The 26,153-nt window shown below is 67.9% G+C and carries 26 protein-coding genes; 5 read left to right on the top strand and 21 right to left on the bottom strand.

Annotated elements, in window-relative coordinates; translation table 11 throughout:
• Both IEY69_RS20265 and IEY69_RS20260 read left to right on the top strand, forming a co-directional pair.
• Positions 1-477, top strand: a 477-nt coding sequence (locus IEY69_RS20265; RefSeq protein WP_189074899.1) for an integrase core domain-containing protein, incomplete at its 5' end; no start/stop codon positions are given.
• A gap of 667 nt (positions 478-1,144) precedes the next feature.
• Entirely contained in the window at positions 1,145-2,125 is a 981-nt protein-coding gene (locus tag IEY69_RS20260) for a YifB family Mg chelatase-like AAA ATPase (protein WP_189074898.1), read from the top strand.
• 351 nt (positions 2,126-2,476) lie between these two features.
• Here the strand turns inward: IEY69_RS20260 and IEY69_RS20255 are convergent, their stop codons facing one another.
• On the bottom strand, positions 2,477-2,683 hold the full coding sequence (locus IEY69_RS20255; protein ID WP_189074897.1) for a hypothetical protein: 207 nt from the start codon (positions 2,681-2,683) through the stop codon (positions 2,477-2,479).
• A 267-nt stretch (positions 2,684-2,950) separates the two neighbouring features.
• On the opposite strand from IEY69_RS20255, the gene IEY69_RS20250 reads away from it, so the two are divergent.
• A complete protein-coding gene (locus IEY69_RS20250; protein ID WP_229784155.1) occupies positions 2,951-3,481 on the top strand; it encodes a DUF2726 domain-containing protein in 531 nt (176 codons plus the stop codon).
• Positions 3,474-4,136: a thermonuclease family protein gene (locus IEY69_RS20245; RefSeq protein WP_189074896.1), complete on the top strand. Its 663-nt coding sequence runs from the start codon at positions 3,474-3,476 to the stop codon at positions 4,134-4,136. Before IEY69_RS20250 ends, IEY69_RS20245 begins: the two co-directional genes overlap by 8 nt.
• Positions 4,137-4,248: 112 nt before the next feature.
• On the opposite strand, the gene IEY69_RS20240 is transcribed toward IEY69_RS20245, so the two are convergent.
• From IEY69_RS20240 to IEY69_RS20205, 8 genes are all read right to left on the bottom strand, one after another.
• A complete protein-coding gene (locus tag IEY69_RS20240) occupies positions 4,249-4,626 on the bottom strand; it encodes a hypothetical protein (RefSeq protein ID WP_189074895.1) in 378 nt (125 codons plus the stop codon).
• Positions 4,627-4,708: 82 nt separating this feature from the next.
• A complete protein-coding gene (locus tag IEY69_RS20235; RefSeq protein WP_189074894.1) occupies positions 4,709-5,314 on the bottom strand; it encodes a glycoside hydrolase family 108 protein in 606 nt (201 codons plus the stop codon).
• The gene (locus IEY69_RS20230) at positions 5,304-5,645 is read right to left on the bottom strand and encodes a hypothetical protein (protein ID WP_189074893.1); all 342 of its coding nucleotides are present in this window, start codon (positions 5,643-5,645) and stop codon (positions 5,304-5,306) included. The genes IEY69_RS20235 and IEY69_RS20230 overlap by 11 nt, the downstream gene beginning before the upstream one ends.
• Complete coding sequence (locus tag IEY69_RS20225) at positions 5,642-5,998, bottom strand: hypothetical protein (protein WP_189074892.1); 357 nt, start codon at positions 5,996-5,998, stop codon at positions 5,642-5,644. Before IEY69_RS20225 ends, IEY69_RS20230 begins: the two co-directional genes overlap by 4 nt.
• Positions 5,979-6,170: a hypothetical protein gene (locus IEY69_RS20220; RefSeq protein WP_189074891.1), complete on the bottom strand. Its 192-nt coding sequence runs from the start codon at positions 6,168-6,170 to the stop codon at positions 5,979-5,981. The genes IEY69_RS20225 and IEY69_RS20220 overlap by 20 nt, the downstream gene beginning before the upstream one ends.
• A gap of 177 nt (positions 6,171-6,347) precedes the next feature.
• Positions 6,348-10,112 (bottom strand): SGNH/GDSL hydrolase family protein, encoded by a 3,765-nt coding sequence (locus tag IEY69_RS20215; RefSeq protein ID WP_189074890.1) that lies wholly within the window; start codon positions 10,110-10,112, stop codon positions 6,348-6,350.
• Positions 10,096-10,755, bottom strand: a complete 660-nt coding sequence (locus IEY69_RS20210; RefSeq protein WP_189074889.1) for a hypothetical protein — start codon at positions 10,753-10,755, stop codon at positions 10,096-10,098. The genes IEY69_RS20215 and IEY69_RS20210 overlap by 17 nt, the downstream gene beginning before the upstream one ends.
• An 8-nt stretch (positions 10,756-10,763) precedes the next feature.
• Positions 10,764-12,494, bottom strand: a complete 1,731-nt coding sequence (locus IEY69_RS20205; protein ID WP_189074888.1) for a hypothetical protein — start codon at positions 12,492-12,494, stop codon at positions 10,764-10,766.
• A gap of 51 nt (positions 12,495-12,545) precedes the next feature.
• Between IEY69_RS20205 and IEY69_RS20200 the strand changes: the two genes are divergently transcribed.
• Positions 12,546-12,719 carry a hypothetical protein gene (locus tag IEY69_RS20200; protein WP_189074887.1) on the top strand — a complete coding sequence of 58 codons (174 nt, stop codon included), beginning with the start codon at positions 12,546-12,548 and terminating at the stop codon, positions 12,717-12,719.
• 1 nt (position 12,720) lies between these two features.
• Here IEY69_RS20200 and IEY69_RS20195 read toward each other — a convergent pair whose 3' ends face one another.
• The 12 genes from IEY69_RS20195 to IEY69_RS20140 form a co-directional block, all read right to left on the bottom strand.
• On the bottom strand, positions 12,721-19,479 hold the full coding sequence (locus IEY69_RS20195) for a phage tail tape measure protein (RefSeq protein WP_189074886.1): 6,759 nt from the start codon (positions 19,477-19,479) through the stop codon (positions 12,721-12,723).
• A gap of 72 nt (positions 19,480-19,551) precedes the next feature.
• Entirely contained in the window at positions 19,552-20,067 is a 516-nt protein-coding gene (locus tag IEY69_RS20190; protein ID WP_189074885.1) for a hypothetical protein, read from the bottom strand.
• Between the two features lie 345 nt (positions 20,068-20,412).
• Positions 20,413-20,853, bottom strand: a complete 441-nt coding sequence (locus IEY69_RS20185; RefSeq protein WP_189074884.1) for a hypothetical protein — start codon at positions 20,851-20,853, stop codon at positions 20,413-20,415.
• Positions 20,854-21,129, bottom strand: a complete 276-nt coding sequence (locus tag IEY69_RS20180; protein WP_189074883.1) for a hypothetical protein — start codon at positions 21,127-21,129, stop codon at positions 20,854-20,856.
• A gap of 21 nt (positions 21,130-21,150) precedes the next feature.
• Positions 21,151-21,879 carry a hypothetical protein gene (locus IEY69_RS20175; RefSeq protein WP_189074882.1) on the bottom strand — a complete coding sequence of 243 codons (729 nt, stop codon included), beginning with the start codon at positions 21,877-21,879 and terminating at the stop codon, positions 21,151-21,153.
• Between the two features lie 11 nt (positions 21,880-21,890).
• Positions 21,891-22,271, bottom strand: a complete 381-nt coding sequence (locus IEY69_RS20170) for a hypothetical protein (RefSeq protein WP_229784154.1) — start codon at positions 22,269-22,271, stop codon at positions 21,891-21,893.
• Between the two features lie 59 nt (positions 22,272-22,330).
• Positions 22,331-22,759, bottom strand: a complete 429-nt coding sequence (locus IEY69_RS20165; RefSeq protein WP_189074881.1) for a hypothetical protein — start codon at positions 22,757-22,759, stop codon at positions 22,331-22,333.
• On the bottom strand, positions 22,756-23,229 hold the full coding sequence (locus IEY69_RS20160; protein ID WP_189074880.1) for a hypothetical protein: 474 nt from the start codon (positions 23,227-23,229) through the stop codon (positions 22,756-22,758). Before IEY69_RS20160 ends, IEY69_RS20165 begins: the two co-directional genes overlap by 4 nt.
• Positions 23,226-23,606: a hypothetical protein gene (locus IEY69_RS20155; RefSeq protein ID WP_189074879.1), complete on the bottom strand. Its 381-nt coding sequence runs from the start codon at positions 23,604-23,606 to the stop codon at positions 23,226-23,228. Before IEY69_RS20155 ends, IEY69_RS20160 begins: the two co-directional genes overlap by 4 nt.
• 15 nt (positions 23,607-23,621) lie before the next feature.
• Positions 23,622-24,794 (bottom strand): phage major capsid protein, encoded by a 1,173-nt coding sequence (locus tag IEY69_RS20150; RefSeq protein WP_189074878.1) that lies wholly within the window; start codon positions 24,792-24,794, stop codon positions 23,622-23,624.
• Positions 24,795-24,861: 67 nt separating this feature from the next.
• On the bottom strand, positions 24,862-25,248 hold the full coding sequence (locus IEY69_RS20145) for a capsid cement protein (RefSeq protein ID WP_189058620.1): 387 nt from the start codon (positions 25,246-25,248) through the stop codon (positions 24,862-24,864).
• 44 nt (positions 25,249-25,292) lie between these two features.
• Entirely contained in the window at positions 25,293-26,075 is a 783-nt protein-coding gene (locus IEY69_RS20140) for a hypothetical protein (protein WP_189074877.1), read from the bottom strand.
• Positions 26,076-26,153 lie beyond the last annotated feature (78 nt).

The raw sequence follows: 26,153 nt of genomic DNA, 5'->3' as shown, positions 1-26,153 counted from the left end.
AATGAGCGATGGAGCCTGGACTTCGTCAGTGATCAGTTGGCCAACGGGCAACGGTTCCGAATCCTCAACGTTGTGGACGACGGCACGAGGGAATGCGTGCTCAGCTACGCGTCAACATCAATACCAGTGGCCACGGTGGCGCGTCTGCTGGCAGACGCGATCCAGGAACGAGGCAAGCCACAGGTGCTGCTGACCGACAACGGGCCGGAGTTCACGGGCCGGGCATTGGATCAGTGGGCATACATCCAGGGCATCACCCATCAGTTCATCGATCCTGGGAAGCCTGTCCAGAACGCCTATATCGAGAGCTTCAACGGACGCATGCGGGACGAGTTCCTGAACGTCCACTGGTTCTTGAGCGTGCCGCAGGCGAGGCTCAGCCTCGCCATCTGGCGGCGGGACTATAACGTCGTCCGTCCCCACAGCTCTCTTGGGAACCTCACGCCACATGAGTTCGCCTGCCAACTGGCGGGCTGAAGTACGCTGGGCTCATTCGGGCTGGACCGATCACAGGGTGAACGTCAGAAGGGCAGTCGGGCTTTCAACAGATCGGGCAGAAGGGTAGGCTGTTCTGGAGCGGCATCGTGGATCGTCACAGACCGGTGATGCCGCTCTTTTGCTGCTTCGGATGTGACCCAGAGCAGGAATCCGCGAACTGCGTCTCAGGCGATCAGAATCGAAGATGTCCGGTACTGAACCCTGCCCCAATGAGCGTGAGAGAAATACCGATCAGATAACCGGTGGGGGGCAAGGGACCGTCTTCAATCATCGCGACAATGGCCCCACTTGCCAACAGTCCCCCTTGTAGAGCCAGGAAGTAAACAAGGAACACAAGGAGACGGGGGCGATTCACGTTCATGCGTCTTTCATAGCATCAATCCTTGTTTCGCGCCTGGGTACATTTCCAGCCCTGGGGCCCCCTTCACCACAGACCTTCGTGTACTTCGGTGACCTTCAGTGAGGCAGAGCGTCGTACAAGGCTCGCCAGCAACGGTCCCCACCCCAGCGCAACCCAGGGTAGGGACGTCTCGCTTACCTGTCTCTCCCCCATCTACTACCCCCATTTCTGCGCTGATGTGCGGTCCGTTGGGGGTTCCGGGCTTGTTAGCCTGCGGGTCACATGTGGCGTTCTGGGGGTCGGTGAGTGCTGGCGCGGGTGCGGAGCGCGGCGTTGTTCGGGGTGGACGCGGTGCCGGTGGAGGTCGAGGTGGATGTCTCGCCGGGCCTCCCTGCGTTTACGGTGGTGGGCCTGCCGGATCAGTCGGTCAGTGAGGCACGCGAACGGGTGCGGGCGGCCATCCGGAACGCGGGGTTGCCGTTCCCGGCAGCGCGAATCACGGTGAATCTCGCCCCGGCGGATCTGCGGAAGGAGGGGCCGCTGTATGACCTGCCGATTGCGTTGGGGGTGCTGGCCGCGCAGGAGGTCGTGCCGCTGGGGGCGCTGGCGGGGACGCTGGTGGCGGGGGAGCTGGCGCTGGACGGGTCGTTGCGGCCGGTGGCGGGCGCGGTGAATCTGGCGCTGCTGGCGGGGTCGCTGGGCGCGGAGGTGCTGCTGCCCGAGGGGAACGCGGCGGAGGCGGCGATGATCGAGGACGCGCGGGTGTTCGGGGCGGGGTCGCTGCTGGACGCGGTGCGGCACCTGACGGGGCAGGCGCCGCTGGGGGTGACGCCCCCGCCGGTGCCGGACGCGCCGGACGGGGAGGCGCTGCTGGATCTGGCGGACCTGAAGGGGCAGTCGGGGGCGCGGCGGGCGCTGGAGGTCGCGCTGGCGGGGGGGCATAACCTGCTGCTGGTGGGCTCGCCGGGCAGCGGGAAGACGATGCTGGCGCGCCGCGCACCGGGGCTGCTGCCGCCGCTGACGCGGGCGGAGGCGCTGGAGGTGACGCGCATCCACTCGGCGGCGGGCCTGCTGACGGCGCGGGGTCGTCTGAGCGTGCAGCCGCCGTACCGCGCGCCGCATCACACGGTGTCGGACGCGGGCCTGATCGGGGGTGGGGGCGTGCCCCGGCCGGGCGAGGTGAGTCTGGCCCACCGGGGGCTCCTCTTTCTCGATGAGTTCCCGGAGTTCAGCCGCAAGGCGCTGGAAACATTGCGGCAGCCGTTGGATATCGGTTGTCCGGTTTAAGTGTTATTCCCCAGGTGTCCACAGGGTGGGTGTGGACACCTGTTCTCCCCTATCCTGCTGGCATGCCGTGCCATACGCCGAAGGTCTTTGTCACCGTCAGTCATGTGGAGACGGGTGAAATCGTGCGGCAGCTAGGCCCGTATGCCAACGCGGCAGCGGCGCGTCGGGCTATCCCGGCATTCACGGGGCAGGCCATGACCTGGGAGCGGACTGCGGAGTCGTGGCGGGCGGAGAAGTACCCGCTGGCGTACCACGTGCCCGCTGATGCGCCGGACCCGGTGGATAGGGTTGACGTGGAATGAATACCGCTTTATATTTAAGAAATCAAGGCGGCCTTCGGGTCGCCTTCTTCTATTCACTCAGCCAGGTCTTCAAGTCGTTCCAGCCACCACTGCCGTACGCGTCCGGCCCGTCGCCGCGCAGCTGCCGCCACTGCCACGTGCCGCCCTCGCGGGTCATGGTGCCTATCTCTCCGGACGTCCGCTGCGCGTGGTACAGGGTGCGCTCTGAGGAGGTCTGTGGATCGGTGGGAAGTGGGCGGCCGGGAAGGAACGTCATCCGGCCAGATTACCCCCCAGCAGGGGACGGTCAAATCGCGACGTGAGTGATGATCGTGCCTGTCATGCTGCGCGCATGGAACTTCTCGGCATGATGATTGCTCTGGTCTTCACAGGGCTTTGTATTGGCGCAGGGATTGTCCTCGCCCCACGCGTCCTGAAAGTTCTCGGCCGAGTCCTTAGCACACCGTCACCGAGTCTGAACCGCACAACATCACGGCCCAGTGGGTCGACGCGAGCCACCTCCTCAGTAAACGCGAGTCGAACCGTGACTCCTGATCCCTTCCCAGGTCTGGACGCTGAAATTCGTGGCCGGGTCGCTGCGCAAATGGAGACGACGACTGTCACGTCCATTCCCACGCCTGCTGGGGTACCGGACGAACTGCCGGTGCGAATCAAGCAGCACTTCCTAGCCCGCAGTGAGTCCGCGTTCCTCGCCGCGCTGGAAACCAGTCTCCCCGGCGGGTATCGCGTCTTCCCGAACGTGCGGCTGAATGACCTGTTCTTCATTACCACCCGCCATCCCGGTCAGCAGAAGGGCACCTATGCGCGCCTGCGGGATAAGCACGTGGACTTCCTGGTGGTCTCGCTGCCCGAGCACCGCCCGGTGTTCGCCATCGAGCTGGACGGCGCGAGCCATGACAACGCGCAGCAGCAGTACCGGGACGCCGTGAAGGACGTCGCGTTCCGCAGTGCTGGCCTACCCCTGATCCGCCTACGGGCCGAGATTGTGCACACACCCGCCTCGCTCCGAAACGTGTTGAGTCAGCACCTGAGTGTCGGGCGGGCCCATGCGTAAGTGGGGGCTGATCCTGGTCCTGGCTGGAGGCGCTGAGGCGCAGGTGCCCGCCAGCGTGAGCGGCATCCCGACGGTGACGGATGGCGACACCCTGCAGGTTCGGGGGGTGAAGGTACGCTTGCACGGCATCGACGCGCCGGAATCCAGTCAGACCTGCACGCGGGCCGGGCGGGCGTACGGCTGCGGGCGGGAGGCGGCGTTCGCCCTAGCGGATCTGGTCAGGAATAAGACGGTGACCTGCACGAGGCGAGACACGGATCGGTACGGGCGCTTGGTCGGCGTGTGCAGCGTCGGCGGTACAGAGATCAACCGCTGGCTGGTGCAGCAGGGCTGGGCATTGCCGTACCTCCAGTACGGGGGCGGAATCTACAGCGGCGCGGCGAGTCAGGCGAAGAGTGCCGGGAAAGGCCTGTACGCCGGCACTTTCCAGAACCCGTGGGATTACCGGAAGAACCCGGCGGCGCCACCGTCGAACGGCACGCCCAGGGTGACCGCGACACCCACCCCTGCCTCAGCAGCCACCCCGGCTACGTCCAGCGTCACCTACGCGAATTGCGCCGCGGTACGCGCGGCCGGGAAAGCCCCCTTGCTCAGGGGTCAGCCGGGGTACGCGCCGAAGTTGGATCGAGACAACGACGGGGTGGCCTGCGAGTAAGACTAGAACGACGAACTGCCCCCACCCCAGCGCAGGCCAGGGTGGGGGCAGTTTTCATGGGCTATCGAAGATTCCTTAGATACCTCTTCGGATCGCCTGAGTTGTCCGTGCCTTATCCGCCCGGGAACAGCCGCCTGAAGGCCATCTCGACGAGCAGGGCCGCGATGGGGCTGTCCAGCAGCAGGCGCAGCCACTGGGCGCTGGGCGGGGCGAACTCGCGCACCAGGGACTGCACGACGGCCAGGACGAACGCGGCGCGGGCCGTGCCTGCCAGGACCGGCTTGAGTTCCTGGGCGGCCTGCACCGCGGCTTCCAGCAGCGCGCCCACCTCGGTCCACGTCGCGCCGTCGCGCAGGGCCTGCGCTTTCGTGACGAGATTGGGCAGGTGCTTGTCGAGCCACGGCTGCACGGTGTGGGCATCGAGCGCGGCTCCGGGGCGGGTGGCGGTACCGAGGGCGACGATGGCGGACAGGATCGTGAACTGGTTCATGTGGGACCTCAATGGGCGCGGCCCCCATCGCAGGGGGCCGGTGAGAGGGTGGATTGTCAGTGCCCCATGGGGCACGGCGGGCCTACTCGCGTTCCAGCTGCACGGCTCCGTCCGGGTACAGGGTCAGGCGTGAGCCGTTGTAGATCGTGGCCTTACCGTCCCACAGGACGTTCTCGCCGCCGGTGCCGCGCAGGAACACGCGCGGGACGGCCGAACGCGCCGCCTGCTCAGCGAGCCAGTCACGCTGGGCCGCCACGCGCCTGAGCCACCCCTTCAGGAAGACCTCCTGACTGGGCCGCGCCTTGACGATGTTCCGGAAGAACTGCTCCCGCGCATCGATCAGCCGGGCCGCACGCTCCGCAGGGGTGCCCACAGCGGGGACGCCGCCCAGCATCAGGCGCAGGTTGCCAGGGCCGTGATTCACGGCGATGTCGTAGGCGACACCCGACAGTGGCCAGGGCAGTCCAGACGCGGCGGGCCAGTACCGGGCTGCGTACAGCGGCAGCACGTCCGCCATGACCAGCGACTTCATGGGTTTCACGGGCAGACCGCGCTCACGGCACCAGCTTTCCCATACGGTCTGAGTCACACCCAGGTTCGTTGGGCCGCCCTTGTCCGCCGAGTGATTCACGTACCCGCCTTCCCAGCGGGCCGTGAACTCGTGGGCCTTCTCGAAATCAGTCGACACTGCGTCCCTCCAGTTCCCGCACCCGGCGTTCCAGGGCGCGTTCCCGCTCGCAGCCCTGCGTGATCCGCCAGCTGAGCTTCGCCGTGGTGACGATCATCGCCAGCCCCAGCAGCACCAGGCGCAACTGCTCCTCCACGGCCGGGGGCGGCCCGCCGATCTCCGCGGCCTTGATGGCCGGGTGAGGCCAGAACCACAGCGCCATGTAGTACGCCAGGGTCAGCAGGCCCGGCAGGACCCGCCCGGTTGGGGTGGCGCAGTGCCGCCAGCATGTGACGCTCGCCACCCCGAGTGAGGTGGCGAGCAGTAGCAGTCCAGTCAGTGATCCGTTCACCGTTTCCTCCAGATGTTGGGGCGTGCACCCAGCTGGCCGCGCGCCAGCATGAGCAGAATCGTGTTCAGGGTCCACAGCCACGCGGCGAACACCAGGGTCCGCGTGACGCTTTGCGGGGTGGCGCTCTCCAACCCGCCGCGCAGGTTCGCGAGGACGCTCGGGACGTCCAGCATCAGCAGGGCCATGTACCCCACGGCAAGAATCACGAGCAGCGTGCCGCGGTGCACCCACCAACGTTTCGGGGGGATGAGCTGCACCAGGAGCAGCACGGCGCGGTACGTGACGCCCCCCATGCCGCTCACGAAGGTGAGGAGGGCGAGGGCTGCGAGCAGGTCAAGAGCCGGGGGGGTCATGGTCGTCACCGTCCTTTTTCCGCGTGGCCAGCGCGGTGATCAGGCCGCCCAGGATGGTGCCCATCCCGGTGAGGACTTTCTCGTCGAGTTGCCCGGTGGCCGCGTACCGGCCGAACACGAGCAGGAGCATGGCCCCGACGATCCACGTCAGTACGACGAGAGGGTCTTTCATGGGGCTCCTTGCGGAGGATCAGGTGTCGTCATGGGCCTCCCGGGTTCCGGCCTGAATGAGTTCCGCCCCAGGGCCGGTGGGCTGGGGCGGGATAGGGTGTGGGCGCAGGCCCGGAGTTGGAGAACTCGACCCGTGAACTGACACGCCGCGACCCTGGGGAGGGACGCGGCGTGTTCACTACCGGATCCGCAGTTCATAGAGCTTGTCCCCCGCCGCCAGCGTCGCCCTGAGGGTCAGGGCCGGGTACGCGTCCACCGGGACGCCCGCCAGGCTCACCACCGCGCCCGGGCCGAATCCGGCCGCGTTGCCCGCCAGCACGCCGTCCGGGAGCACGGTCCCGTCCGGTGTCGCCACGCGCACCTTCAGGAGTCCCGTCCCGCCGACCACCAGCTCGCGCCAGCCGTCGCCCGGGTTGATCGGGGTGATCACTCGGGAGACGGCCGTGCCGGCACCCGTAATGAAGTCGCGGCCCGTGCCCGACGTAGCCTCCTTGTCCACGGCCTGCCCAGCGGCGCGCGTCACCTCCTGCACGAGCGAGTCGATCCCCACCGCGCCCTGGACCGGCGTACCCACGCCGACGACGTTGCGGTACGTGATCCGGCACACGCCGTCCGCTGTGTTATTGGTGTTGCTGACCGAGCAGATCCAGATGCACACCGCGCCCTGCGCCGCCCAGGTTTTCGTGGCGACCAGCACGTCGTCCACGTAGTACCGCATGCTCTGCGTGGCGGCCACGTAGGCGAGGCGCAGGCGGTGGTACTCGTTCTGGTTCACCACGCCGGGCACGTTCTGGTACAGCGCGCCGGCCTCATCGCCGTACGTCTCGTGGTGGAGCACGCCCGGCTGGGCCGAGGTGCTGATGTCCTTCGCCTGGAGCAGCCCGGTGTAGTTGTACTCACTGCAGAACGCGACCAACGCGCCAAACGAGTGGGTGCCGCTCAGGATCTCCGTTTTCACGTCCGCACTGAACGTGAAATCGAAGCGGGGGTCGAACTTCATACGACTGCCCCACGCGAACCCCCAGGGCGCCACGTTCTGGCAGGTCATCGCCACCTCACCGGTCGCGGGGTTGACTGCCGTGATGCCCAGCGGTTCGCCCTGGTGCGTGTAGTTCCACGCCTGCATCTGGGGGTCCTGCCCCCGCTCCGCGAAGCCCACCACGCGCCCGGCGGCGCGCAGGCCCTCGGTGAGCGTCAGGGTCGCCCCCCTGGCGAGGCCCGCGCCCGCCGGCGGCCACTCCAGGCCCGGCACGAGCCGCAGGGTGCCCTGGGCGCTCTGGTACGTCACGGCCCGCCCCAGGGTGCCCGCAACACTCGCCGTCACGCCCGGGAACAGGGCGTGCAGCAGCCCGGCCCGCCCGGCGTCCTGCCAGCCGATCAGCAGGTCGTCCGGCAGGACGCCCGTCAGCGCCAGCGGCAGCGGACCCGCACCGGCCAGCGCCGCCGTCAGGTCGAACCGGTCCACGGTGCCGAACGTGGTGGCGCCGCCCGGCGTGCTGTGCGCGTACCCGACGTAGTACGGCCCAGCGAAGGTGCCGTCCGGGATGTCGAGCAGCTTGACCCCGTCCACGTACACCTCCAGGTTGGCGGCCGTGGGACGCACGCTCAGGGTGTACGGCGCGTTCGTGGTGTGCGCAAACGCCGCGAACCGGTCGGGGTTCAGGGACCCGAGCGCCCCGTTGGTGAGTCGCAGGATGCGGACGGCCTGCCCGACCCCCCCCACGGCCGACCCCTCGAACACGATGAAGTAGCCGTTGAGCACGCTGTTGCTCGTGCTGAGGATCAGGCCGCTGCGGACGTACTCGGACTGGCCGTTGAGGGTGACGCGCACCTCGGCGAACAGCGAGCCGTCCCGGGGGAGGGTCCGGGTCTTGTGGAGCATGAACGACGACGCCTCCGCCGTGCTGCCCGGGTTGCCCACCGTGACCGTCCCGCCGCCCCCGGTGACCGTGCCCGCCGTGTTGTAGGCGCTCAGGCCGCTGTCGAGCTCGTCGGCCCACACCTCGGCGTTGGCACCCGCCGGCAGCACCCCGGCCAGGCGCGCGGGGGTCGTGACGAGCTCACCACCGCCGCCCCCGCCGCCGCCGGTGGCGTCCGGCACGACCGCGCCCAGCAGGCCCCGGAACGCGGGCGTCAGGATCAGCGCGTGCCCCTCACCGGTCGGGTGGTTGATCGCGTTCCCCGAGTCACTCTCGCCGTTCGGCCACACGCCCAGCAGCTCATCCTCGGTGTACATCGGCCCGGCGGTCAGGGCGTCGAGGTACGTGAGCCGCAGGTGTTTCATGGTCATCCGCCCCGGGGCGTCCAGGCCCATCCGCACGGTCCCGTCGTGCAGGTTGCGGTACGTCTGGATGCGCAGCGCGCGCACGCCCGCCACCCACACCTCGTGCCAGCTGCCGTCCGCCACGATCCGGACAGGAGTCTCCGCCCCGACCGGGATGTTCAGGCCGCTCTGCTGCGTGAGCAGCGCGCCGGGCGCGGTGTACACCTCGATCGCGCCGCTCCCGAACGACCCGCCGGTCGGGTGGATCAGGACGATCATCTCGCCCAGCGAATCGCTGTGCCGGTAGCCCACCCAGAGCTTGTCCCCAGGGTCGGCGGGGCGCACGTTGAAGCTGATGGAGCCGTTGTAGAAGGGGGCCTCCGTGCGCTCAGCGAATCCGCTCACGCCACTGCCCGGCGTGAGGGTGTCCCCGGCGTGCACCCACGTGCCCGCGCCGGCACCCCACACATCGGGCCAGCCCTCCCAGTCGGCCTCGGTGCGCGCGGCCCGCGCCACGTCGTCCACGCCGCGGCGCAGCAGGCCGTCGAGGCGGTTGGCGTCCGCCACGTAGAGCCCACGGGTGCGGCCCACCTCGCGCGTCGCCCGCGCCACCGCCTGCGTGACGTCCTGCCGCTGCCCGTAGCGGTCGAGGTACGGGGTCGGCAGGAAGGTGGGCACCACAACAGCAGTGGGCGGCGTGGGCCACGTCGCGGTGTCGTCCAGGGCCGCCTGGAGGTTGGCCGCGTGGGTCGCGTCGCTGCCCGCCCCACCGGCCTCGTTCATCCCGAAGGCGACGACCGTCAGGTCGGGGGCGAAGTCCCGGGCGTGGTCGCGCCAGCTCTTCCCGACCACCACCCAGGGGCGCGCGAAGTTCCAGCTGGGCCCGAAACCGGTGCCAATGTTCGCGGGCTCGGCGGCCTGCCCCTTGTAGTTCGGGTCGTTGTAATGGGAGAGGCCACGCCCCCCCAGTGCGTAATTGGCGATCACCACAGCCGGGTTCAGCAGCCGGAGGGCCGCCGCGAGCTGCGCCGCGTAGGCGTCCCGCCCGTCGAGCTGGTCCCAGCCCTCGGTGATGCTGTCCCCGATGAACAGCACCCGCTGCGGGGTGCGCACGGGGCGGCTGAGCATGCCGCTGATGGCCCGCGCGTAGAGGCCCTGGCTGCGGGCGCGTTCGTCGATCACGGTCGCCTGGGCGGTCGTGGTGAGCGCCAGGGTCTGCCCCGTTGCAGCGGCGCCGTCCCACGCGGTGTCCACCACGTTGCCGTCACCGTCCACCCAGCGGTACGTGCCCGCCGGGTCGCCCGCCTGCGGAGCGCGGCCCAGGCTGTACGTGGCGGCCACACCGCGCAGTTCTTCGGTCGTGGCCGTGAGGCCCAGCAGCGCACTATTCACCTGCTGGTGATCCGAGGTCGCTCGCACGTGGTTCTGATCCGCCTGCTGTTTCGCCGCGGCCAAGGGCGCCACGTACCCGGCTGCTTCACGAGCGTTCCCCAGGAGGGTCGCTGCTTCCGTCAGGCTGGGCAGCGCCCCAGCGGCTTGCTCAGCCTGCTCCGCTGCTGTCGTGGCCCGCGTGGCTGCTGCGTCCGCAACCTCGCCTTTCTGCCGGGCGTACGCGGCGTTCTGGTTCAGGACGTTCAGGTCATCCAGCGTGACCACGCGCTTCTTAACTGGATTCGTCATCAGTGACCTCGATCAGTGAGTAGGTGAAGGCGGCGTCCGGGTGCGTGAACGTGTCCGGTGGGGCGTCCGCCACGCTCATGCCGCCCAGCGGCTCCACGTCGTAGTAGTTCGGGCCTTCCGTGTCGGCGTACAGCATGCCCAGCGGGTAGTTCCCCAGCACGCCCTGCACCGGCAGCGGGGTGGGGTTCGGGTCGTCATCGTCCAGGCGCCAAGAACCGTCCCGGGCGAGGTACGTCACGCGGAACGTGCGGGTCAGGCCCTCCCCGAACGGCTCCTGGTGATCCAGGACCGCCAGGATGGTCAGGCTGCTGGCTCCCTCGCCGTACTCAGTGGCGCTGAGTGCCAGGGCGTGCCAGCGCTTCGCCCGGGTGGCGACGTCGAAGGTGTCCTCCCCCTCGACCCGGAAGGTTAGCGGCAGTTGCACGGGCTTCTGCGTCCGGCTGCCGGATGCCCAGGTGCGCCCCCGGGCGGTCTGGCGAGGCGTGGTGTTCAGCGTGACGTCCAGCGCCGTGCGGGTCACGCTGATGGGATGCGGTCCCTGGCTGGCCAGGAAGATCACACCCCCCACCACGAGGGAGGGGGGCAGCGGTTCCGCCGGGGTGGTATCCGGCAGGAGTGGCGGAAGGCGGGCGAGTAGGGTCATGGTCCTCCTTACGTGCTGGCCTGCACGGCATCGGTCGTGGCGTTCTGATCCCGGGAAGCAATCGCGGACGTGAAGCTCAGGGCCTCCGCCTCGTCGCGCTGCCCACAGCGAACCTCGGTGTACAGTTCGCCGTCGTCATTGGTGTCGTACACGAGCAGTTCGATGGGCAACTCCCGGGTCTCCACAGCGTTCCCAAGCGGATCCCGCAGGGTCAGCTGCGCGGTGGCCGCCGGGCTGTAATTCCAGCCGGGCAGCCGGGCCGTGACTGGGTTCAGGGTCGGAATGCGGGCCAGGGGCGTCGCGCTGGCGTCCAGCAGGGCTGGATTGGCCCGCACCAGCGTCCCGGCGCTCAGCACCACGGGCTGCTGCGGGTCCGCCGGGGTGATCTGGAAGTACACCGTCTTCCCGCCTGGCCAGCCGCCGCCCTGCGTCCAGACAGCCGCCAGGCGGGCCCGCGTCGCGTCACCCAGGAGAGCCAGGCCGGTTGGAGTGTTCGGGCCATTCACCGTCGCGGAGGCGGTGTGACTGCCGCCGTTGGGTTGCACCAGGCCGTCCCGGGCCTCGACCGTCAGCTGCGAGATCGACCCACCTGTGGCCCTCGCCTCCCAGCCGTCCGGCAGGGGCGTGGCGTCCGGGAAGGTCAGCTGCACGGTGTAGGTGCTCACCGTCACGTCTGGAGGCGGGCCGATCGTGACCGTGGTCAGTGCGTCCCCGTCCCACAGGGCGCTCCAGTTGCCCGTCACCGTCGGCGTGATGTTCGGCGGGTCCGGAGCCCCTTGCCGGATGAACCCGGTGGCGAAGGCCTGAGCTGTGCTGGCCGGGAGACGTTCGAACAGGCTGGCCTCAACGGGCAGCGGCAGGCCGCGCCACGCCTCCCCGAACGTGCGGGGCGCCACGCTGATCGGGTAGGTCAGAGGCGTCTTCACGTCCTGGTACTGGTGGTTCCCCGTGCCGTCGGCTGCGTTGGTGAGGCCCTGCGCGCCCAGCGTCTGCGCGAAGACCACCCGGACGTCCGTGACGAGCGTGCTGCTGTCCGTGTCCAGCCCGTCGATCTCGACGCCGAAGGTGGCCTCGTCGATCACCAGCGTGCCGGTCGGGTACCCGAACGTGGGGCGCAGGTCGGCGTTCACGCCCCAGTCGGGATTCACGTCCTTCGCCTGGGTGCTGCCGTCCGGATTCAGGTACGTGCGGGTCTGTCGACTGCGGCCCTTGAGCCGCTCATCGATCAGCTTCGCGGCGGGCCAGAAGTTCCCCTGGATCGCCGCGCTGGTGATGTTCAGGTCCGGGATGGTGGCCGTGGTGGGCGGGAGCAGGGTGCTGCCCAGCTGGCCGGACGCGATCACGTCGACGAACAGCTGCCGCACCTGCGCGCCCAGGTCCGCCTCGAGGAGCAGGGTCCGGACCTCGATCTCGATCAGGCGCTTGTAGCGCAGGCCCTGCAGCTTGTAGCGGCCCACCTCGCTGCGTGTACTGCCGGTGATCACGGCCGTGCCCGCGTACCGGTTCAGCCACACTCCGTGGCCGGTCCGGTACTGGACCTGCACGGTGTCGCGCGGCCCGATGCCCAGGGTGGCCGGGTCACCCTCGAAGGTGGCCTCCCGGCAGTCTCCGAGGGGCCCGACTTCCATGCGGCGTGGCCCACCCACGAGGTACAGGGGCGTGCCGCTGGGCGGGTCCAGCTCACGAACGTGTTTCTCCGTGCCGTCCGGGGACAGCACGCGGATTCGGTACTCTTCCATTGAGCCTCCAGGGAACTTGCGAGTTCAGGCTCGCGTAGAAGCGGTATGACCGTGGTATTGATCGTGGGTGTGCTGCTGGTAGCGTTAACGGCCCTGCTGGTCTATGGCTGGATCTTTGAACGGGTCTGGAAACAGCGGCCTGAAGAGGCCGCTGCCGCCGCAGGTCTAGGACTGAGAGGCCTGCTGATCCTGCTGGGTCAGGGGATCCGGGAACTGTTCCACTGATTCACACCAGCGTGCCGGTGGTGCTGCGGTAGCTGCTGCTGGTCTGTTCCTGTTGCACCGTGACGCGAAAGCCCGCCTTCGCCGCGTCCCGGATGATCGTGGCGCCTTCCAGCAACACGTTCCCCGCCTCTTTCAGCCCGCGCACCCCTTCGAGCAGCGGAGTGGCCAGCTCGAACTGGATGGGCTCTGGCAGGGTGCTCAGGCCGGTGGTGTCCACCCCACCCGTGTTGCTGGGCGTCGTGATGCCCAGGTTGTTCCGGAGGCGGTCCAGGCTGGGCTGGATGGCCTGCCCGGTGGTAGTCAGGAACTGCTCGGCGGCCACGATGCCTGCCTCGAAGGCTGCCACGGCCGCCGCGTCATCCTCGGTCCCTGGGGTCTTCGCGGCGTCGGTCAGTGCCTTGATGCCCGGCGCCAGGATGGTTTTCAACGCGTCGTTGAAGATCGCCTCGATCAACCCGTCCACCACGCCGCTGTACGCACTCTCGCGGAAGGTGTTGCTGAAGTTCGTCCAGTCCCCAGTGGTCAGGGCCTGCTTCATGCCGTTCTTGATGCCGCCCATCACCCCGCCCTCAATGGCCTGCGCGATCTTCAACCCGAACTCGTCCACGACTTGCTTCACCTCGGGCCCGCCCCCGAACGTGTCGGCGAGCCAGCCCCTGGACCGCACGGTGGTCTTCGCGAAGTCGTTGCCGTCGATCAGCGTGAAGCGCTTGTTGAACTCGTCCTGCATCTGCTTCGCCTGGGCGTACGCCTGGCGGTACCCGTTCATGGCTTCAGCGATCCCGGAGATGACCTTGGTGATGGCGCCGACCCACGCGCCCACGTCGGCCGGGTTGGCGATGATCCGCATGACGTCCCCAGCCAGGGCCGCCACCTTCCCAGCCAGGTTGCCCAGCCCGTTCAGGTTCGCGGCGAGGTCCTCTTTTCCTGTCGCCTCAGCCAGGGCACTGAACGCGCCCGCCAGGTCCTGGATGTACCCGGCGTATTCCTGCGCCTTCCCGAGCCCCTTGAGCAGTCCCGCGATCTCCGGGGTCATGGCCCGCAGGCTGCCTGCCAAATCTCGGAACTGACCGGCCAGCTTCAAGTTCCCCATCCGCTCGGCTTCGTCCGCCAGGTCGTTCAGCTGCATCGACGCTTCGCGAAGGCCGGACGAGTACTCACCGGCGGTCAGGCGCCCACTGTCGAAGTCGTCGGTAAGGGTCTGGATGTCGGCCTGCCACTGGTTCAGGTCGAAGGCCTTCCCGATCTCAGGAGTCTTGGGATTGCGGAGCTCCTCGATCAGCGCCAGCAGATTCTGAAGATCCGCCTCGGTCAGTTGGCTGGCCGCCCGGGCCTGTTGCAGGGAACTGGTCAGCGCGTCGTACTGGGTGGGATCACTCAGGCCGTCCGCCCCCAGCGCGAAGATCTGGGTGCTGAAGTCCGAGAAGCGGTTCGTGGGCAGCGGGTTCTGCAGCGCCACCTTCCCGGCCCGTTCCCAGCCGTCCACGATCCCGTCCTCCGTGATCTGGGCCAGGGCGTCCAGGTACCCCTGCGCCCCTTTGACGCTTTCCTCCAGCCCGGTGCGGATGGTGTCGGGGAGGCGCTGCCCGATCTCGCTGGCCAGCAGGTCCACCACTTCACCCATGAGGGCCTGCACCTGCGCGGGGTCGGTGGTTTCGTTCAGCAGCGTCCCGAGGTCCCGGGCGCTGGCCACTTCTTCCAGATCTGGCGCGTCCCCGGTGGAGACGAAGCCGTTGGTGCCGGGCACGTAGCCCGCCGCGTACGGGTCGGCGTACTTGGGCATGTCGGCCCGCAGGTCCTTGAGCAGGCCCTGCAGCTTGGCGCGCATGGCCGGGTCGGTGACCTCCTCGAGGCGGTCGACCACCTGACCGATCTGTTCGTCGATCGTGCCCGACAGCCCGGCCACGAAGGTGTTGAACTCCTCCGTCAGGGCGGTGTTGCCGGTCAGGCCGTTGATGGCATCGGTCAGCAGGTTGATGGCATCCGCGGCATCCTCGCCCCGCTGGGCTGCGTCCATCACCCCGTCCAAAGCGTTTTCCAGGGTAGCCAGCGCCCCGTCCGAGTCACCAGCTGCGGCCAGTTCATCGGCAACCTTCTTGGCCCCTTCGGCCAGGGCGGTGTTGGCCTGGGCCTGCAGCTCGAAGATGACGCGCTGCCCCTCTTCCTCGTCCAGGCGTCGGCGTTCCCACTCCTCGTACACCGCCTTCAGCAGTTCCTGATCTCGGGTGGCACGGGCCTCGCTGTAGATGGTGAGCAGCCCTTCTTTGCTCTGCCCGGGCAGGCTGGCGATCGTGGCCCGCAGCCGGTCCGCGTACGCCTCCGCCTTGCCGACGTTTTCCTCGCTGAAGGCCCGCTGCTGGAGATCAGCCATCTGCCGGGTGGCGTCGTCCTGAATGCCGACCAGCGTTTCGGCCAGGTCGGCGTCCACCTGCCGGATCTTGTCGCCGTACTGGTTCCAGAGCTTCTGCCGCTGGGACAGGGTCAGCCCCGTGGCGTTCACGGCAGTGTTGCGCTCACGTTCCAGGCGGGTCTTCTCCTGCTGGGCCGCCACGCGGGCCTGAGTCTCCCGGGCCGCGAGGACGTCCGCCCCCAGCCGCTCCTCGATGTCGAGACGTGCGGCCGCACTCTCTCCGGCACCCTTCACCTGACGCTCGTAGGTCGTGATCACGAGTCCGGCGGTGCGGCTAGCCAGTTCGAACTGCCCGTCGGCCAGGGCCCGCTCCGCGGCGAGGCGGTTCTGCCCCGCCACCTTGCGGTCTTCTTCCCGTTTCTTGTCGTCCTTGTCCTGGGCGTCCTGGCGGCGTTTGATCTCTGCCTGGGCCGCCTGCCACTTCGCGAGGCTGACCTCCGACGTCACCCCGCCGTCGACCAGCTGTTGGAGGCGCTTGGCACTGGACGCGCGCAGGCTCGCCTCCATGCGCTGCTGCGCCACAGCGTCCTGTTGCTGCTGCTGTTCACGCTGCAGGGGCGTGAGGTCGGCCTTGCGGCCCCGCACCTGGTCCAGCTTCTTCGCGGCGTCCCCGGCGAGATCGAGGAGGGCCTTGTACTTGGCCGTTTCACCCCAGCGCTTCTTTTCCGCCTCGGCACCGGCGAGCGCCTGTTGCCGGATGGTGTCCAGGCGCGAGGTGATGTCCGCCGCCGGGCGGCCCAGGTTATCCAGGCTGGACGTGATGTCGAGCTGGCCCTTGAGCTTGTCGAAGGTCTGCCCATACTCCGACACGGCCTTCTTGGATTTCCCAGCTTCCAGGTTGACCCACTCCATCGCCTGGGCGGCCAGTTCGTTGTCAGCCGTGAATTTCTTCAGTTGTGCGCTGGCCACCAGCCACCGGTCCTTGTTTGGGGCAGAGCCGCTGGGCGCGTACTTCTCGACGGCGTCGGTCAGGCGTTGCGCTTCCTTGACGTAAGCCTCGAAGGACTTCTCTTGTGCGGTCGGTTTTGCGCCGCTTGCGGGAGAGCCCCAGGGAGTACCGGCATTCACGCCCTGGTAGGTCTGCCCGAACGGATCCACCATCTGACCGGCGGCGTTCGTGGCGTGCAGGTGCAGGTGGCTGTTCTTCGCGCCAAGCTCGGCATGCGCGGCCGTGCCGGTCTGTCCAACCGTGGCCAGCAGTTCCCCCTGTTTGACCAGGAGTCGACCATTGGACTTGCTGATGGCCTCCACCAAGCCGTCCGCATACTTCTGGAGGTGAATCATGGTGAGGCGGCGGCCAGCTGCGTCGAACAGATCCACGATGTTGCCCTGTGCCTTGTCCTGCCGGACGCTGGCGTACCCCGTGAAGGGCGCGTAGACGGGCGTGCCGACCGGCGCGAAGAAATCCTCGCCGACGTGACGGCCCCAGCTGCCATTCGGGCCGTACGTCTGGTTGTAGGGCGTACCGCGCGTGCGCCCGGACATACCGGTTCCGGCGACGATCGCCAGGCCGCTCACGTCTGTCGTACGGGTCTGCCCGGGGAGCAGCGGGCCTTCCCCGCTGAGAGGGGTATTGCTACTTCCCGGCTTGCCGAGAGCCTGCGCCCCCTTCTGGACCAGGTCGGTGTACATCTTCAGGTACGTGGCGTAATCGGCCATGATCGCGTCGATCTGCTTGACGTACTTCTCCGCCCCACCCGCCATCAGGCCGGACGCCACCAGCTGCTCACGCAGATCCACTGCGGCCTGCCGCTGATCCAACTGGCCCATCACGTCGAAGGCCGCCCGCGTCGGAACGGAAGCGGCGGCGCTGGCCAGTGAGGTGGCTTCCTTGATGCCCTGAATCCCACCGGCGATCAGCTTGTACGCCATGGTGGTGGCGTCATCTTTCGACCAGTCGATCTTCAGAGTGGCCTTGATCTCCCTGGGATCTTGCAGCCCCTCGAGCTCCGTGCGCATGTCACCAATCGCCTTGAGGACGGGGTTGATGCCCTTGTCGAGGAAGGTCGTGAACGAGTTCAGAAGCCCACGGCTGAACAGGATCTGGGTGCGCTCCCACGCCGCGTTGAAGTTGTTGACGCTGTCTTCAGCGGTGCCCTTGAGCTTGGCCACCTGCCGGTCGAGTTCGCCAGTGCTGTTGCGGACCTTGCTCAGGATTCCGTCGGTGTCGCTCAGCCCGCCATTCAGGAGGCCGATGACGGCCTGCAGGCCGCCCACGTCGCCGATCAGAGTGGCGAGGGCTTCGCTGTTGTCCCCCACGCCACGTCCCAGCTGATCGAGGAACTTGACCAGACCCATGCTCTTGAGGCTGGTGGCACTGAATTCGATGCCCAGGCTCTTGGCGAGGTCCCGTGCTTCCTTGCTGGGCTTCTGAACGTTGGCCAGGGCGCTGCGGATGTACTCGAGGGCCGTGCTGGCCGGGATGCCTCGCGTGGTGAGCAGCGCCATGGCGCCCAGGAGCTCATCCATGGGGACGTTGAGTGCTGCGGCCTGACCGGCCGTTGCGCCCAGGCTGCTGGCAATCTCGCCCAGTTTGACCTTACCGGCGCTGATGCTGGCCCACAGCAGGTCACTGGCTCGCCCGGCCTGCGTGGCGTCTTGGCTGTACGCGTTCAGCAGGCTGGTCAGGGCGTCCGCTGCCACCTTCGTCTCTTCGCGGGTGGCTTTGGCCAGGTTGGCGCTGCGGGCCAGGAAGCTCAGGGCAGCTGAATCATCCTCAGTGCCCTTCACGCTGGCCCCGAGGATCTCCTCGTACGCCTCCTTCAGTTCACCGAAGCTCTTGTGAACGTCGGAGCCGACTTTCAGGATGCCGAGGCCCACGTCGCCCAGCTGACTGGGCAGCTTGTCGGTCAGGAGACTGATTTCAGCGAGTCCCTGCTCGTACTCGGCGGCCTTCTGTGCGCCCGTCACCATGGCGTACGCGAGGGCGCCGACGGCGGCCGTCGTGACGCTGATCGCGATGGCGTTACGCGCCTCGGACAGTGCCGTCGCGCGCGCTGCTGGATCGGCCTGCTGGTGGGCTTCACGGAGGGCCTCGACATGCCCAGCGGCGGTCTCGACGGCGCCACCCATCCCTTCGGCTGCGATCTCCACCCCGGCCGCACCGAGCTCCGCCTGTTTCGCGGCGGCAGGTAGGTCGTTCAGGGCGTCGACGGCGTCTTTCGTATTCGCAGCGGCCTGAGCCACCCCGGACCCGCCGCTGCTGGCCGTGCTGCCCACGCCGCTGAAAAATCCCAGCCCGGAGCCGCCTGTGATGCCGAATGAGCTGCCCAGGTTCACGCTCTGTGCCCCGCGCTGCACCTGCATGGCGAGGTTGCGACCGGCCTGCAACGCCTCTCCATACCGGGCTTTCAGGCCATCAATGAGCCCGTCAGCGCCCCAGACCCCCACCTGGCGCAGCACGCGGCTGGGGCTGCGGATGTCCAGGGCATCCTTCAGGCCCTTCTCGACGGCAGTGCCTGTCGCCTCACCGGCTTTCTTGACCTCGTCCTGGCGGGACTTGATTCCTTCGGTGACGCCCTCACCCGCGGCGCGGCCCACGTCCTGCCCGGCATCCTTCATCTCGGACTGCGCGGCCCGGTACTGCTGGTAGATGCCGGCCAGCTGCTCGGCCAGCTGCCCGAACGGCCCGAGGTTGCCCAGGGCCGAGAAGATGCCCTGCTGCACGCCGGAAGAGAACCCGCCCGGGGTGTTGATGCCCTGGGCGCTGTCCATGGTCCGCTGAGCGGCAGCAGCCACCTGGGTCAACCGCCGGTAGGCGTCGCTCTGCTTGTCTACGGCCTGCGCTTGAAGGAGTGCCTGAGCGTGGATGCGGCGCTGGGCTTCGATGACCTGATCGTCACTGAGCTGACGGGACTGCCAGAGATTGCGGTACGCCCGCTGCTCATTGTTCAGGGCGTTGATGCTGGCCGCGTAGCGCTGCTCTTCCTCACGGCGGGCCTGAGCGGCCAGTTGGGAGGTCAGCCGGATCTGAGCCTGCTGCTCCCGGATCCGCGCGGCACGTTCCTGGGCCGCGGCGACCTCGGCCCGGCTCGCAGCGGTCTGGCTGCGGTAGCCAGCCACGACAGCCGCGTTCTGTTCCTGAAGGGCCTTCGCGCTGGCCTGATATTGAGCGCCCAGCACCTTTGCGGCGCGGGCCTGTTCGCCTGCCTGCTTGCCCGTCAGGCTGCCCAGGGCTTCCAGGTCCTTCTTGACGCGGTCCGTGGCGGACAGCGCGGCCCGGTCATCCACGTGGAGCTTCACACCTTCGCGTTCCACCTGCTGCTGCAGGCGAGCAAAATCCGCCCAGAAGCGGGAGTCGTCGATCGCGGGAGAGACAACTAGGCTGCCGAGGCTGGTGGGGTTCGTCATGGGGGGTCACCTCCTGAATGGGGAATGAAAAACCGCCCACTGGGGGCGGTGTGCTTACTGTTGAAGGGAACCTTATCGACAGCTCTTTATTGATTGGAAGGCCTTTCCAAAACCCGCAGCAGGGAAAGTATAAGTAATCTGGCGGCCAGTGTAATGATTAAAGCGGACCATCACGCGAGTTTTGGCGGACAAAAAGGCGTAAAGCATGGCCATGCTGTCTCTCTGAAAAGCTTCCGATATGGTTATCTGCCCAGTCTTGTCGCTATACCTAGGAAATGTATCGATACTATCTATAGGGTCGCTATCTACCCTGTAATAAATAGGAAGGCTAGATCCCATTTCCACATCCACCCGACTTGAAAGAGGGGTGCGCGTGTACAGTCCAAACCAAGGCGTACCCGCATCACACTTGAATGCAACGTAGGTCTGACCAGAGGAATCTTCGGCAGCGTCAATGAAAACCATGCTTGCGTTGCGATCAGTCATTGGATCAAGCGCTAGGCGATAAGAAACTTTTGTGTTTGGAACACGAACGTCTGCCAATGCCACCGATGCGAGAAGGGCGGCCAACAGGATGATTGGTTTCACTCCCGCAGCTTAAACCGCCCATGTTGTCACAGGCGGCTCGTTTGCCTCACTCCAACCCGCCGGACAGCGCGATGCCGTCCCACACCTGAATGAGCGGGCGGCCGTCTCGTGCGGCAGGCCAAGACGTCCACGCCGGGCCTTGGAGTAGGCCTGCCCTCATGGCCGCACTCAATCCGGCCGCCACGTCGCGCGGCACCGGGTACGGCACGGCCCGAAGCGTGGCCGGGCGGGTGCGGTCCGTGAAGTCCGGGAGGATCCGCGCGTTCAGGTCCTTCGGCGGCTCTGCACCCCAGGCGATCGCGCCCGCCCAGACCTGCCGCTGCCACTGGCGCTGCTCCCCGGCGGTCAGGGTGGTGAGGGCATGTTGGACGCGGTCGAGGGGGGCGTCGATCCACCGGACAGCCGGGCACGCCAGGGCGAGAGCCGCGAGGGCACCCGCCCAGTCGAAGGGGGGCCGCTATCGCCTCCCTCCTGATCCGGTGGGATGGGCGCGCGGGTGGCCTGCCACCAGGGGCTGAAGTGCTCCGGGGCGGTCAGGTCTAGGAACTCGTCGAACGTCAGGTCCGGCAGGCGGCGCGCCAGCAGGGTGTAGATCACCTGCGCTTGCGTGTCCAGTTCCAGCTGGCCGAGGCTGCGCACGAGGCCCAGTTCCCGCCAGCTGGGCGCGAGGTACGGGACGCTGAGGGGTCCGAAGGGGTCGGTGAAGTCGGGGTTGGGTTCCCCAAGGGCTGCCTCTGGGGCGGCCATTCTTTCGTTGTGGCGCTGCTTCAAATCGTCGTACGTCATTCAGCGTCCCCTTCGGGCGAGTGGGAGGGTCAGGCCCGCGTGCAGGCTGACCTGCGGGTCCGGGAGGCGTGGGGCGCGGGCCAGCAGAGCGCCGCGCGGTACGGTCCAGCCGTGCGTGGCTTTCTGCATGCGGGCCAGGGTGCGGCCCCGCTTCAGAGGCGCGTACAGGATGAACCCCTTCGCCTCGATGCGGTCCTCGAACACGGTGCAGCCCAGCAGGGCCAGTTGGGGGAGGCGGCCACGCTCCCCCAGCACGATCAGTGGTTCGGTTTGCATGACTCACCTCCCGTCAGGGGTTCAGTTGCCGTTGACCGGCTTCCACTCGGGCGTGGTGTCGTTCAGGTTCGCCCAGTACAGGCCGCCCGAGAGGTTCGCGCTGACCATCACACGCTGGGTGCTCCCGGCGGCAGCCTGCCGGGTGGGCGCACCGATGTTCACCGTGGCGAGCAGCGCGAAGCCATCGGGGTACAGCCACAGGATGCGCTCCCGGTTGTTCGGGCTGATGCTCATGCCCTTCGTGATCAGGCGCTTGACCACGGGGTCGTCGATGCCGCCCAGCGTCTTGATGCTGGCCGTCATGTCCTTCCCGTTCACCACGCGGATGGGCGTGATGCGGCCGTGCACGTTGATGGTTTCTTCCTGGTCCGTGAGGGTAGGGTTGCTCTCCTCCGCGATCGGCACTTCCAGCAGGTTGGTGTACGTCGCCGTGGTGTTCGCAGCCACAGCAGCCGGCGCGGCCTGGATGGCCACAGCGGTCCCGGCGTTCGTGACGGTCGCGGCGGCGGTGGTGGTGACCTGGGTGGTGCCGAAGGTCAGCACGGTGCCACTGGGGATGGCCACGCTGCTGGGCGCGCTGATGGTCATGCTGGTGGCGTTGGCGGCGACAGCAGTCGTGTTGGTCAGCGTGGTATTCGGCACGATGGTCGTCGCCCCGACCGCCAGCAGATACGTCATGAGCTTGGTGCCGCTGTAGGCGTTGGGGGTGGTATCGGCGGGCAGAGTTGCGGGTAGATCGCCTTGAGCCATGATGATTCTCCTTAGTGGACTTGCAGGTACGTGAGGGCGAACCGCTGCCCCGCGTAGTGCGTGCGGGTGGCGGCGTCGAAGCGGGTGGGCATCCCGTCGGCGGGACTGGCGCCGCCGCGGCGGAGCTTGAGGGTGGGGTGCCGGTCCACCTCGCCCGCGCGCCGCTTCAGGTGCGCGAGGAGAAGGTCGAGTTGCGTCTTCCCGGCAGCGGTGGGCGGGGCGCCGTAGAGCATCACGAGCACCAGGCGCTGCCGCTCCTGCGCGCCGTGCAACTGGCTGACCAGGCTGTCCCCGGTGTCGCTGGTCACGGCGTAGATCGTCCCGGTGGGTGGAAGTGGCTCCGGGATCATGTGGCTGGCCACGGCGCCGGTGTCGTCCCGGGCCAGGGCCACGCCCAGCTGCGCGAGGAGTTGATCGAGGGTCAGAGCGGGTCACCTCCTGTGAGTGGAGTTCACTGCAGGGCGTTCAGGGCCGCGCGGAGGCGGCTGTGCAGCTCGGTGTCCCCCAGGGCCTTGGAGAGCCAGGGGCGGGCACCGTGATCAGTGGTGCGGTTGATCGGGGAGCGGGGCGGCTCGGGGAATTCCAGCGCCCAAGCTTCGGGTGGGACGGGGGCGACACTGTTCAGCGCGCCCACGACCCAGGCGCCGTCAGCCAGCTGCTCTTTGCCGAGGCAGGCCAGCAGGGCGCCGCTCTGCTTGGCCGGGTACTCGCCGGGGTTGCTGCTGGGGTTGGGCAGGCCAGGGTGGTGGATGCCTTCACCCGGCTGATTGAGCTTCTCCCGGAGGAAGGTCAGGGTCTCCTGAGCGATCACTTCCAGCGCGGGTTGCAGGTACCGACGCAGCCGCTCCTCAGCATCCGGGTGCAGCGTCAGACGAGTCATGCGCTGCGCCCATCGGTGGCGCGGGCCGTGAACGACCACGCGACGCGCTGGGTGCCCTCGTCCACGATGTCCCCGATAGGCTTCAAGGTGACCGGGCTGGGCAGCTCTCCCCCACTGATCACGAGGATCAGACCGGGTTCGTGCAGAGGGGCACTCCAGTGGATGACCCCTTCCCAGAGCGGCAGCGCGGTGTCCCCGCCGATGGTGGCGCGGTCCTGCGCGTCCAGCTGGTAGGCCACACACGGCCAGCTGCCCAGGGAGACCCCGGCGCCGGGCGTGGCGGGCGTGGGATCGGCCGGGGGTGGCGTGACGGGCATGCCGGACTCGTCCAGATCCGGAGGCGGGAGTGCCCCAGGATCAGCGGGCCGCACCTGCGCGCGGAACACCTCGACGGTCTGCCCGAGCTCGGCATACAGCTCGTCCAGTTCGGGACGCTCTGCCTGGAACTCAGCGGTCAGCACGCCAGTCATGGCCACACCTCACATTCGTCCCAGCCCACCAGCGCCGGGCCGGGGACGCCACTCCCGGCGGCCTGATCGCGCAGGCGTCCGGCCAGGGTGCACCACGCGTCCGCATTGGCGGCGCTGACCGTGCCGGTGGCGGCCTTCTCGATCTCGATTTTGCCCACCTTCAGGCGCTTCTTGCCGGGCGCTGTGAGGGCCGCGCCGCGCGCCTTCAGGCACACCATTTCGAGGATGTCGGCCGCCACGAGCCGCACGTCGCCGTGCACCTCGAAGGCCAGCTCCGCATCCACCTGCTCAGTGGAGTCCAGGGCTTCGTGGGCGGCCCAGGCGGCGGGGGTGACCAGCACCCGCAGCCGCTTCAGGTCATCTGCGCTCAGGGCCATGGGTCACCCCCTCGCTCAGCTGCCCTGCACGAGCACGGCACCGTTCGGGTCCACGACTCGGGCGCCCAGCACGTGACCGACCTTCACCGCGAAGCTGTGGTTCCGGAAGCTGCCCTGATCCTGGTACTCGCGCGTCGTGGGCATCTCCGTGTACGTCAGCGGTCCGCCTGCGAAGCCGTCCAGGAACGCCACTTCCAGCCAGTCGACCATGCGGTCGAACGCCACGTAATCCTGACCGAACACGCGGCTCCACAGGCGCTCGAGGTGCAGCGTGAAAGCGCCGCGCAGGATGTTCGGGGTGCGGCCGCTGCGGGCGTCCTCGTACTCCTGAGTGTTCGCCAGGTTGAACGCGTCCCGGTTGGCCGTGCCGAAGATGATGTCGGTGATGTCGACGCCGTACTCCAGATCGTTGCCGTCCCCGTCCTTGAAGGTGCGGGCAGCGAACTTGGCGCGCAGCTTCTTGATGGTGTCGATGGTGGGCGCGCCAGAGCCGTCCCCGGCCACGGTGATCTTCCCGCTGCTCAGGCCGTCGAGGATGGCCTTGAACACCACGATGGCTTCGGTGCGTCCGGCGCCGCGGCCCAGGCTTTCCAGGCCGCGCGTGAACACGCCCACCTCGTCGTTCTGGCTCATCTCCCACGTGTACGAGAGAGCCTTCTCGTAGTTCGCGACGCGGTACCCGCCCTCTGCCTCGCTGAAGGTGGCGTACTGGACGTCTTCCTTCTCGGGGCGCAGGGCCAGTTCGCCCATCTCGCTGAGGCGCATCGTGCGGATGGTCTTGAAGTCCGGCACGGTGATCACACGGGCGAAGGAGCGCCAGTTGCTGATCGGCCCCTGGTATGCGGGCAGCAGCGTGCGCTGGCGCAGGTTGGCCAGGGCCAGCGGCAGGTCGCTGGTGGTGTGCGTGTCGGTGAGGCGCTGCGCGGCCATCAGCGGGCCAATGCTGTCGATGAACTCGTCAGCGAGGGACTCGACCTGCGCTTCGACCTGGGCGTCACTCAGCGTGGCGCGCTCGGCGCGGACGGCCGCGTACGCGTCGGCCACGTTCTGCGCGCCGTGGTAGCCCTGGTAGAACGCGCGGGTGCCCGCCTCGACGATCACGGCGTCGGTGGCGGCCTGCGCGGTACCGGTGGGAATCTCGCCTTTGGCTTCGGCGAGCTGCATTTTCAGGAGTAGGGTCTTGGACATGAATGGCCCTCCTTGGGGCATGAAGAAGCCCGGCGCTCAGGCCGGGCGGTGAAGGGATGAGGGCCGGTCAGGCGTTGGTGAGGCCGACGGGCGTGACCTTGCCGTCCGTCCAGTCGGCCAGGGCGTACCCGATCAGGGCGTTGCCGCTGGCGACGCCGCTGTACGTGCCGTCCGCCGCGACCTTGTAGACCTTGTCGCCTGCCGAGCCTGCCCCGGCGACAGGCAGGTTCACGCTGGTGCTGATGCCGATCAGCTCGACGGTGGCCTGCCCATCGGCGAGACCAGGGGCAGCCGTGCCGTCCGCGACGGTGGCGGCCGTGGCGCGGTCGGTCTGCGCCCAGCCCTTGAGGCCCTTGGTGTTGATCAGGACGACGTCGCCGCTCTTGGTGCCGGCGGGGACGGGCATCGCGAGGCTGATGTTGCCTTTCGCGGTGCGGTTGAGGTTCTTCGCCATGGTGTGCCCCTCCTATGGGGTGATGTGAGGGTGAAGGGCCGGGGTTACAGGCCGAACGAGCGGCGGGCCGCGCTGAACGTGCTGCGGCTCTTGCCGGTGGTCTTCTTGCCGTCCTGCACGGTAGTCGTGGTGTCCAGGCCGGGGTTGTTCGCCTCGTCCTGCGCCGCGCCGGTGTTCACCTTGCGCTCGGCGATCAGGGCCGCCACTTCGGCACGGGCTTCGTCCTCGTTCTCAGCGCGCAGGGCCGCGTCCGTGACGCGCTTCTCGAAGCGGGCGTCCAGATCGATGTCCCCAGACTTGCCCAGCTTGGGCAGGTTGGCGTCGGTCAGGGCCTTCGTAGCGATAGCCTTGCGCCCGTCATCCTGGATCTTCTTTTCCAGGGCGAGACGCGCGGTGCGTTCGGATGCCAGCTGATCTTCCAGGGTGTTCGCCCCGGCCTCCTGCTTCCCAGCTGCGACGGCCTGGTCGTACAGCGCGGGGTACTTCGCTTTCAGCTCCGCAAGGTCTTTCACGTGATCCTCCTCCCTGACGCTGTCGGCCGCGTTCAGCTCCCCGGCGAGGTCAGCTGGCCCCATCACGGCGTCGATCGTGATGAGTCGCGCGTCGTCATTGACGACCTGAATGGTTTCCTCCGGGTCCGGCCATTCCGGGTCCACTTCCTTGGCCGGCAGGTACCGGGCGCTGCCACGCACGTTGGTGCTCATCCCGACCTTCACCCCGGCGTCGAGCACGGCCTGAAGGTCCCGGCCCTGCGTGGTGGCCACGACCACGCCTTCGAACTTGAGGAGTGGGCCGTCCATCCAGAGGCGGTCGTACTTGATGCCCACGTTCTGGATCAGGCCTCAGCACCTGACACTTCGGGAAACTGACGTGCTGGCAGTTGAGAACGGCATTCCGAGGAGCCG

Source organism: Deinococcus sedimenti, assembly GCF_014648135.1.
GTDB classification, from domain to species: domain Bacteria; phylum Deinococcota; class Deinococci; order Deinococcales; family Deinococcaceae; genus Deinococcus; species Deinococcus sedimenti.
This window is presented reverse-complemented; position numbering and strand designations above follow the sequence as displayed.

What these genes read in the sequence shown, in the direction of transcription:
- IEY69_RS20195 (WP_189074886.1), bottom strand. Translation starts at nt 19,479, where the DNA reads ATGACGAACCCCACCAGCCTCGGCAGCCTAGTTGTCTCTCCCGCGATC.
- IEY69_RS20185 (WP_189074884.1), bottom strand. Translation starts at nt 20,853, where the DNA reads ATGACGTACGACGATTTGAAGCAGCGCCACAACGAAAGAATGGCCGCC.
- IEY69_RS20175 (WP_189074882.1), bottom strand. Translation starts at nt 21,879, where the DNA reads ATGGCTCAAGGCGATCTACCCGCAACTCTGCCCGCCGATACCACCCCC.
- IEY69_RS20145 (WP_189058620.1), bottom strand. Translation starts at nt 25,248, where the DNA reads ATGGCGAAGAACCTCAACCGCACCGCGAAAGGCAACATCAGCCTCGCG.
- IEY69_RS20220 (WP_189074891.1), bottom strand. Translation starts at nt 6,170, where the DNA reads ATGAAAGACCCTCTCGTCGTACTGACGTGGATCGTCGGGGCCATGCTC.
- IEY69_RS20180 (WP_189074883.1), bottom strand. Translation starts at nt 21,129, where the DNA reads ATGCAAACCGAACCACTGATCGTGCTGGGGGAGCGTGGCCGCCTCCCC.
- IEY69_RS20215 (WP_189074890.1), bottom strand. Translation starts at nt 10,112, where the DNA reads ATGACGAATCCAGTTAAGAAGCGCGTGGTCACGCTGGATGACCTGAAC.
- IEY69_RS20255 (WP_189074897.1), bottom strand. Translation starts at nt 2,683, where the DNA reads ATGACGTTCCTTCCCGGCCGCCCACTTCCCACCGATCCACAGACCTCC.
- IEY69_RS20205 (WP_189074888.1), bottom strand. Translation starts at nt 12,494, where the DNA reads ATGGAAGAGTACCGAATCCGCGTGCTGTCCCCGGACGGCACGGAGAAA.
- IEY69_RS20225 (WP_189074892.1), bottom strand. Translation starts at nt 5,998, where the DNA reads ATGACCCCCCCGGCTCTTGACCTGCTCGCAGCCCTCGCCCTCCTCACC.
- IEY69_RS20155 (WP_189074879.1), bottom strand. Translation starts at nt 23,606, where the DNA reads ATGGCCCTGAGCGCAGATGACCTGAAGCGGCTGCGGGTGCTGGTCACC.
- IEY69_RS20165 (WP_189074881.1), bottom strand. Translation starts at nt 22,759, where the DNA reads ATGACTCGTCTGACGCTGCACCCGGATGCTGAGGAGCGGCTGCGTCGG.
- IEY69_RS20210 (WP_189074889.1), bottom strand. Translation starts at nt 10,755, where the DNA reads ATGACCCTACTCGCCCGCCTTCCGCCACTCCTGCCGGATACCACCCCG.
- IEY69_RS20150 (WP_189074878.1), bottom strand. Translation starts at nt 24,794, where the DNA reads ATGTCCAAGACCCTACTCCTGAAAATGCAGCTCGCCGAAGCCAAAGGC.
- IEY69_RS20240 (WP_189074895.1), bottom strand. Translation starts at nt 4,626, where the DNA reads ATGAACCAGTTCACGATCCTGTCCGCCATCGTCGCCCTCGGTACCGCC.
- IEY69_RS20160 (WP_189074880.1), bottom strand. Translation starts at nt 23,229, where the DNA reads ATGACTGGCGTGCTGACCGCTGAGTTCCAGGCAGAGCGTCCCGAACTG.
- IEY69_RS20245 (WP_189074896.1), top strand. Translation starts at nt 3,474, where the DNA reads ATGCGTAAGTGGGGGCTGATCCTGGTCCTGGCTGGAGGCGCTGAGGCG.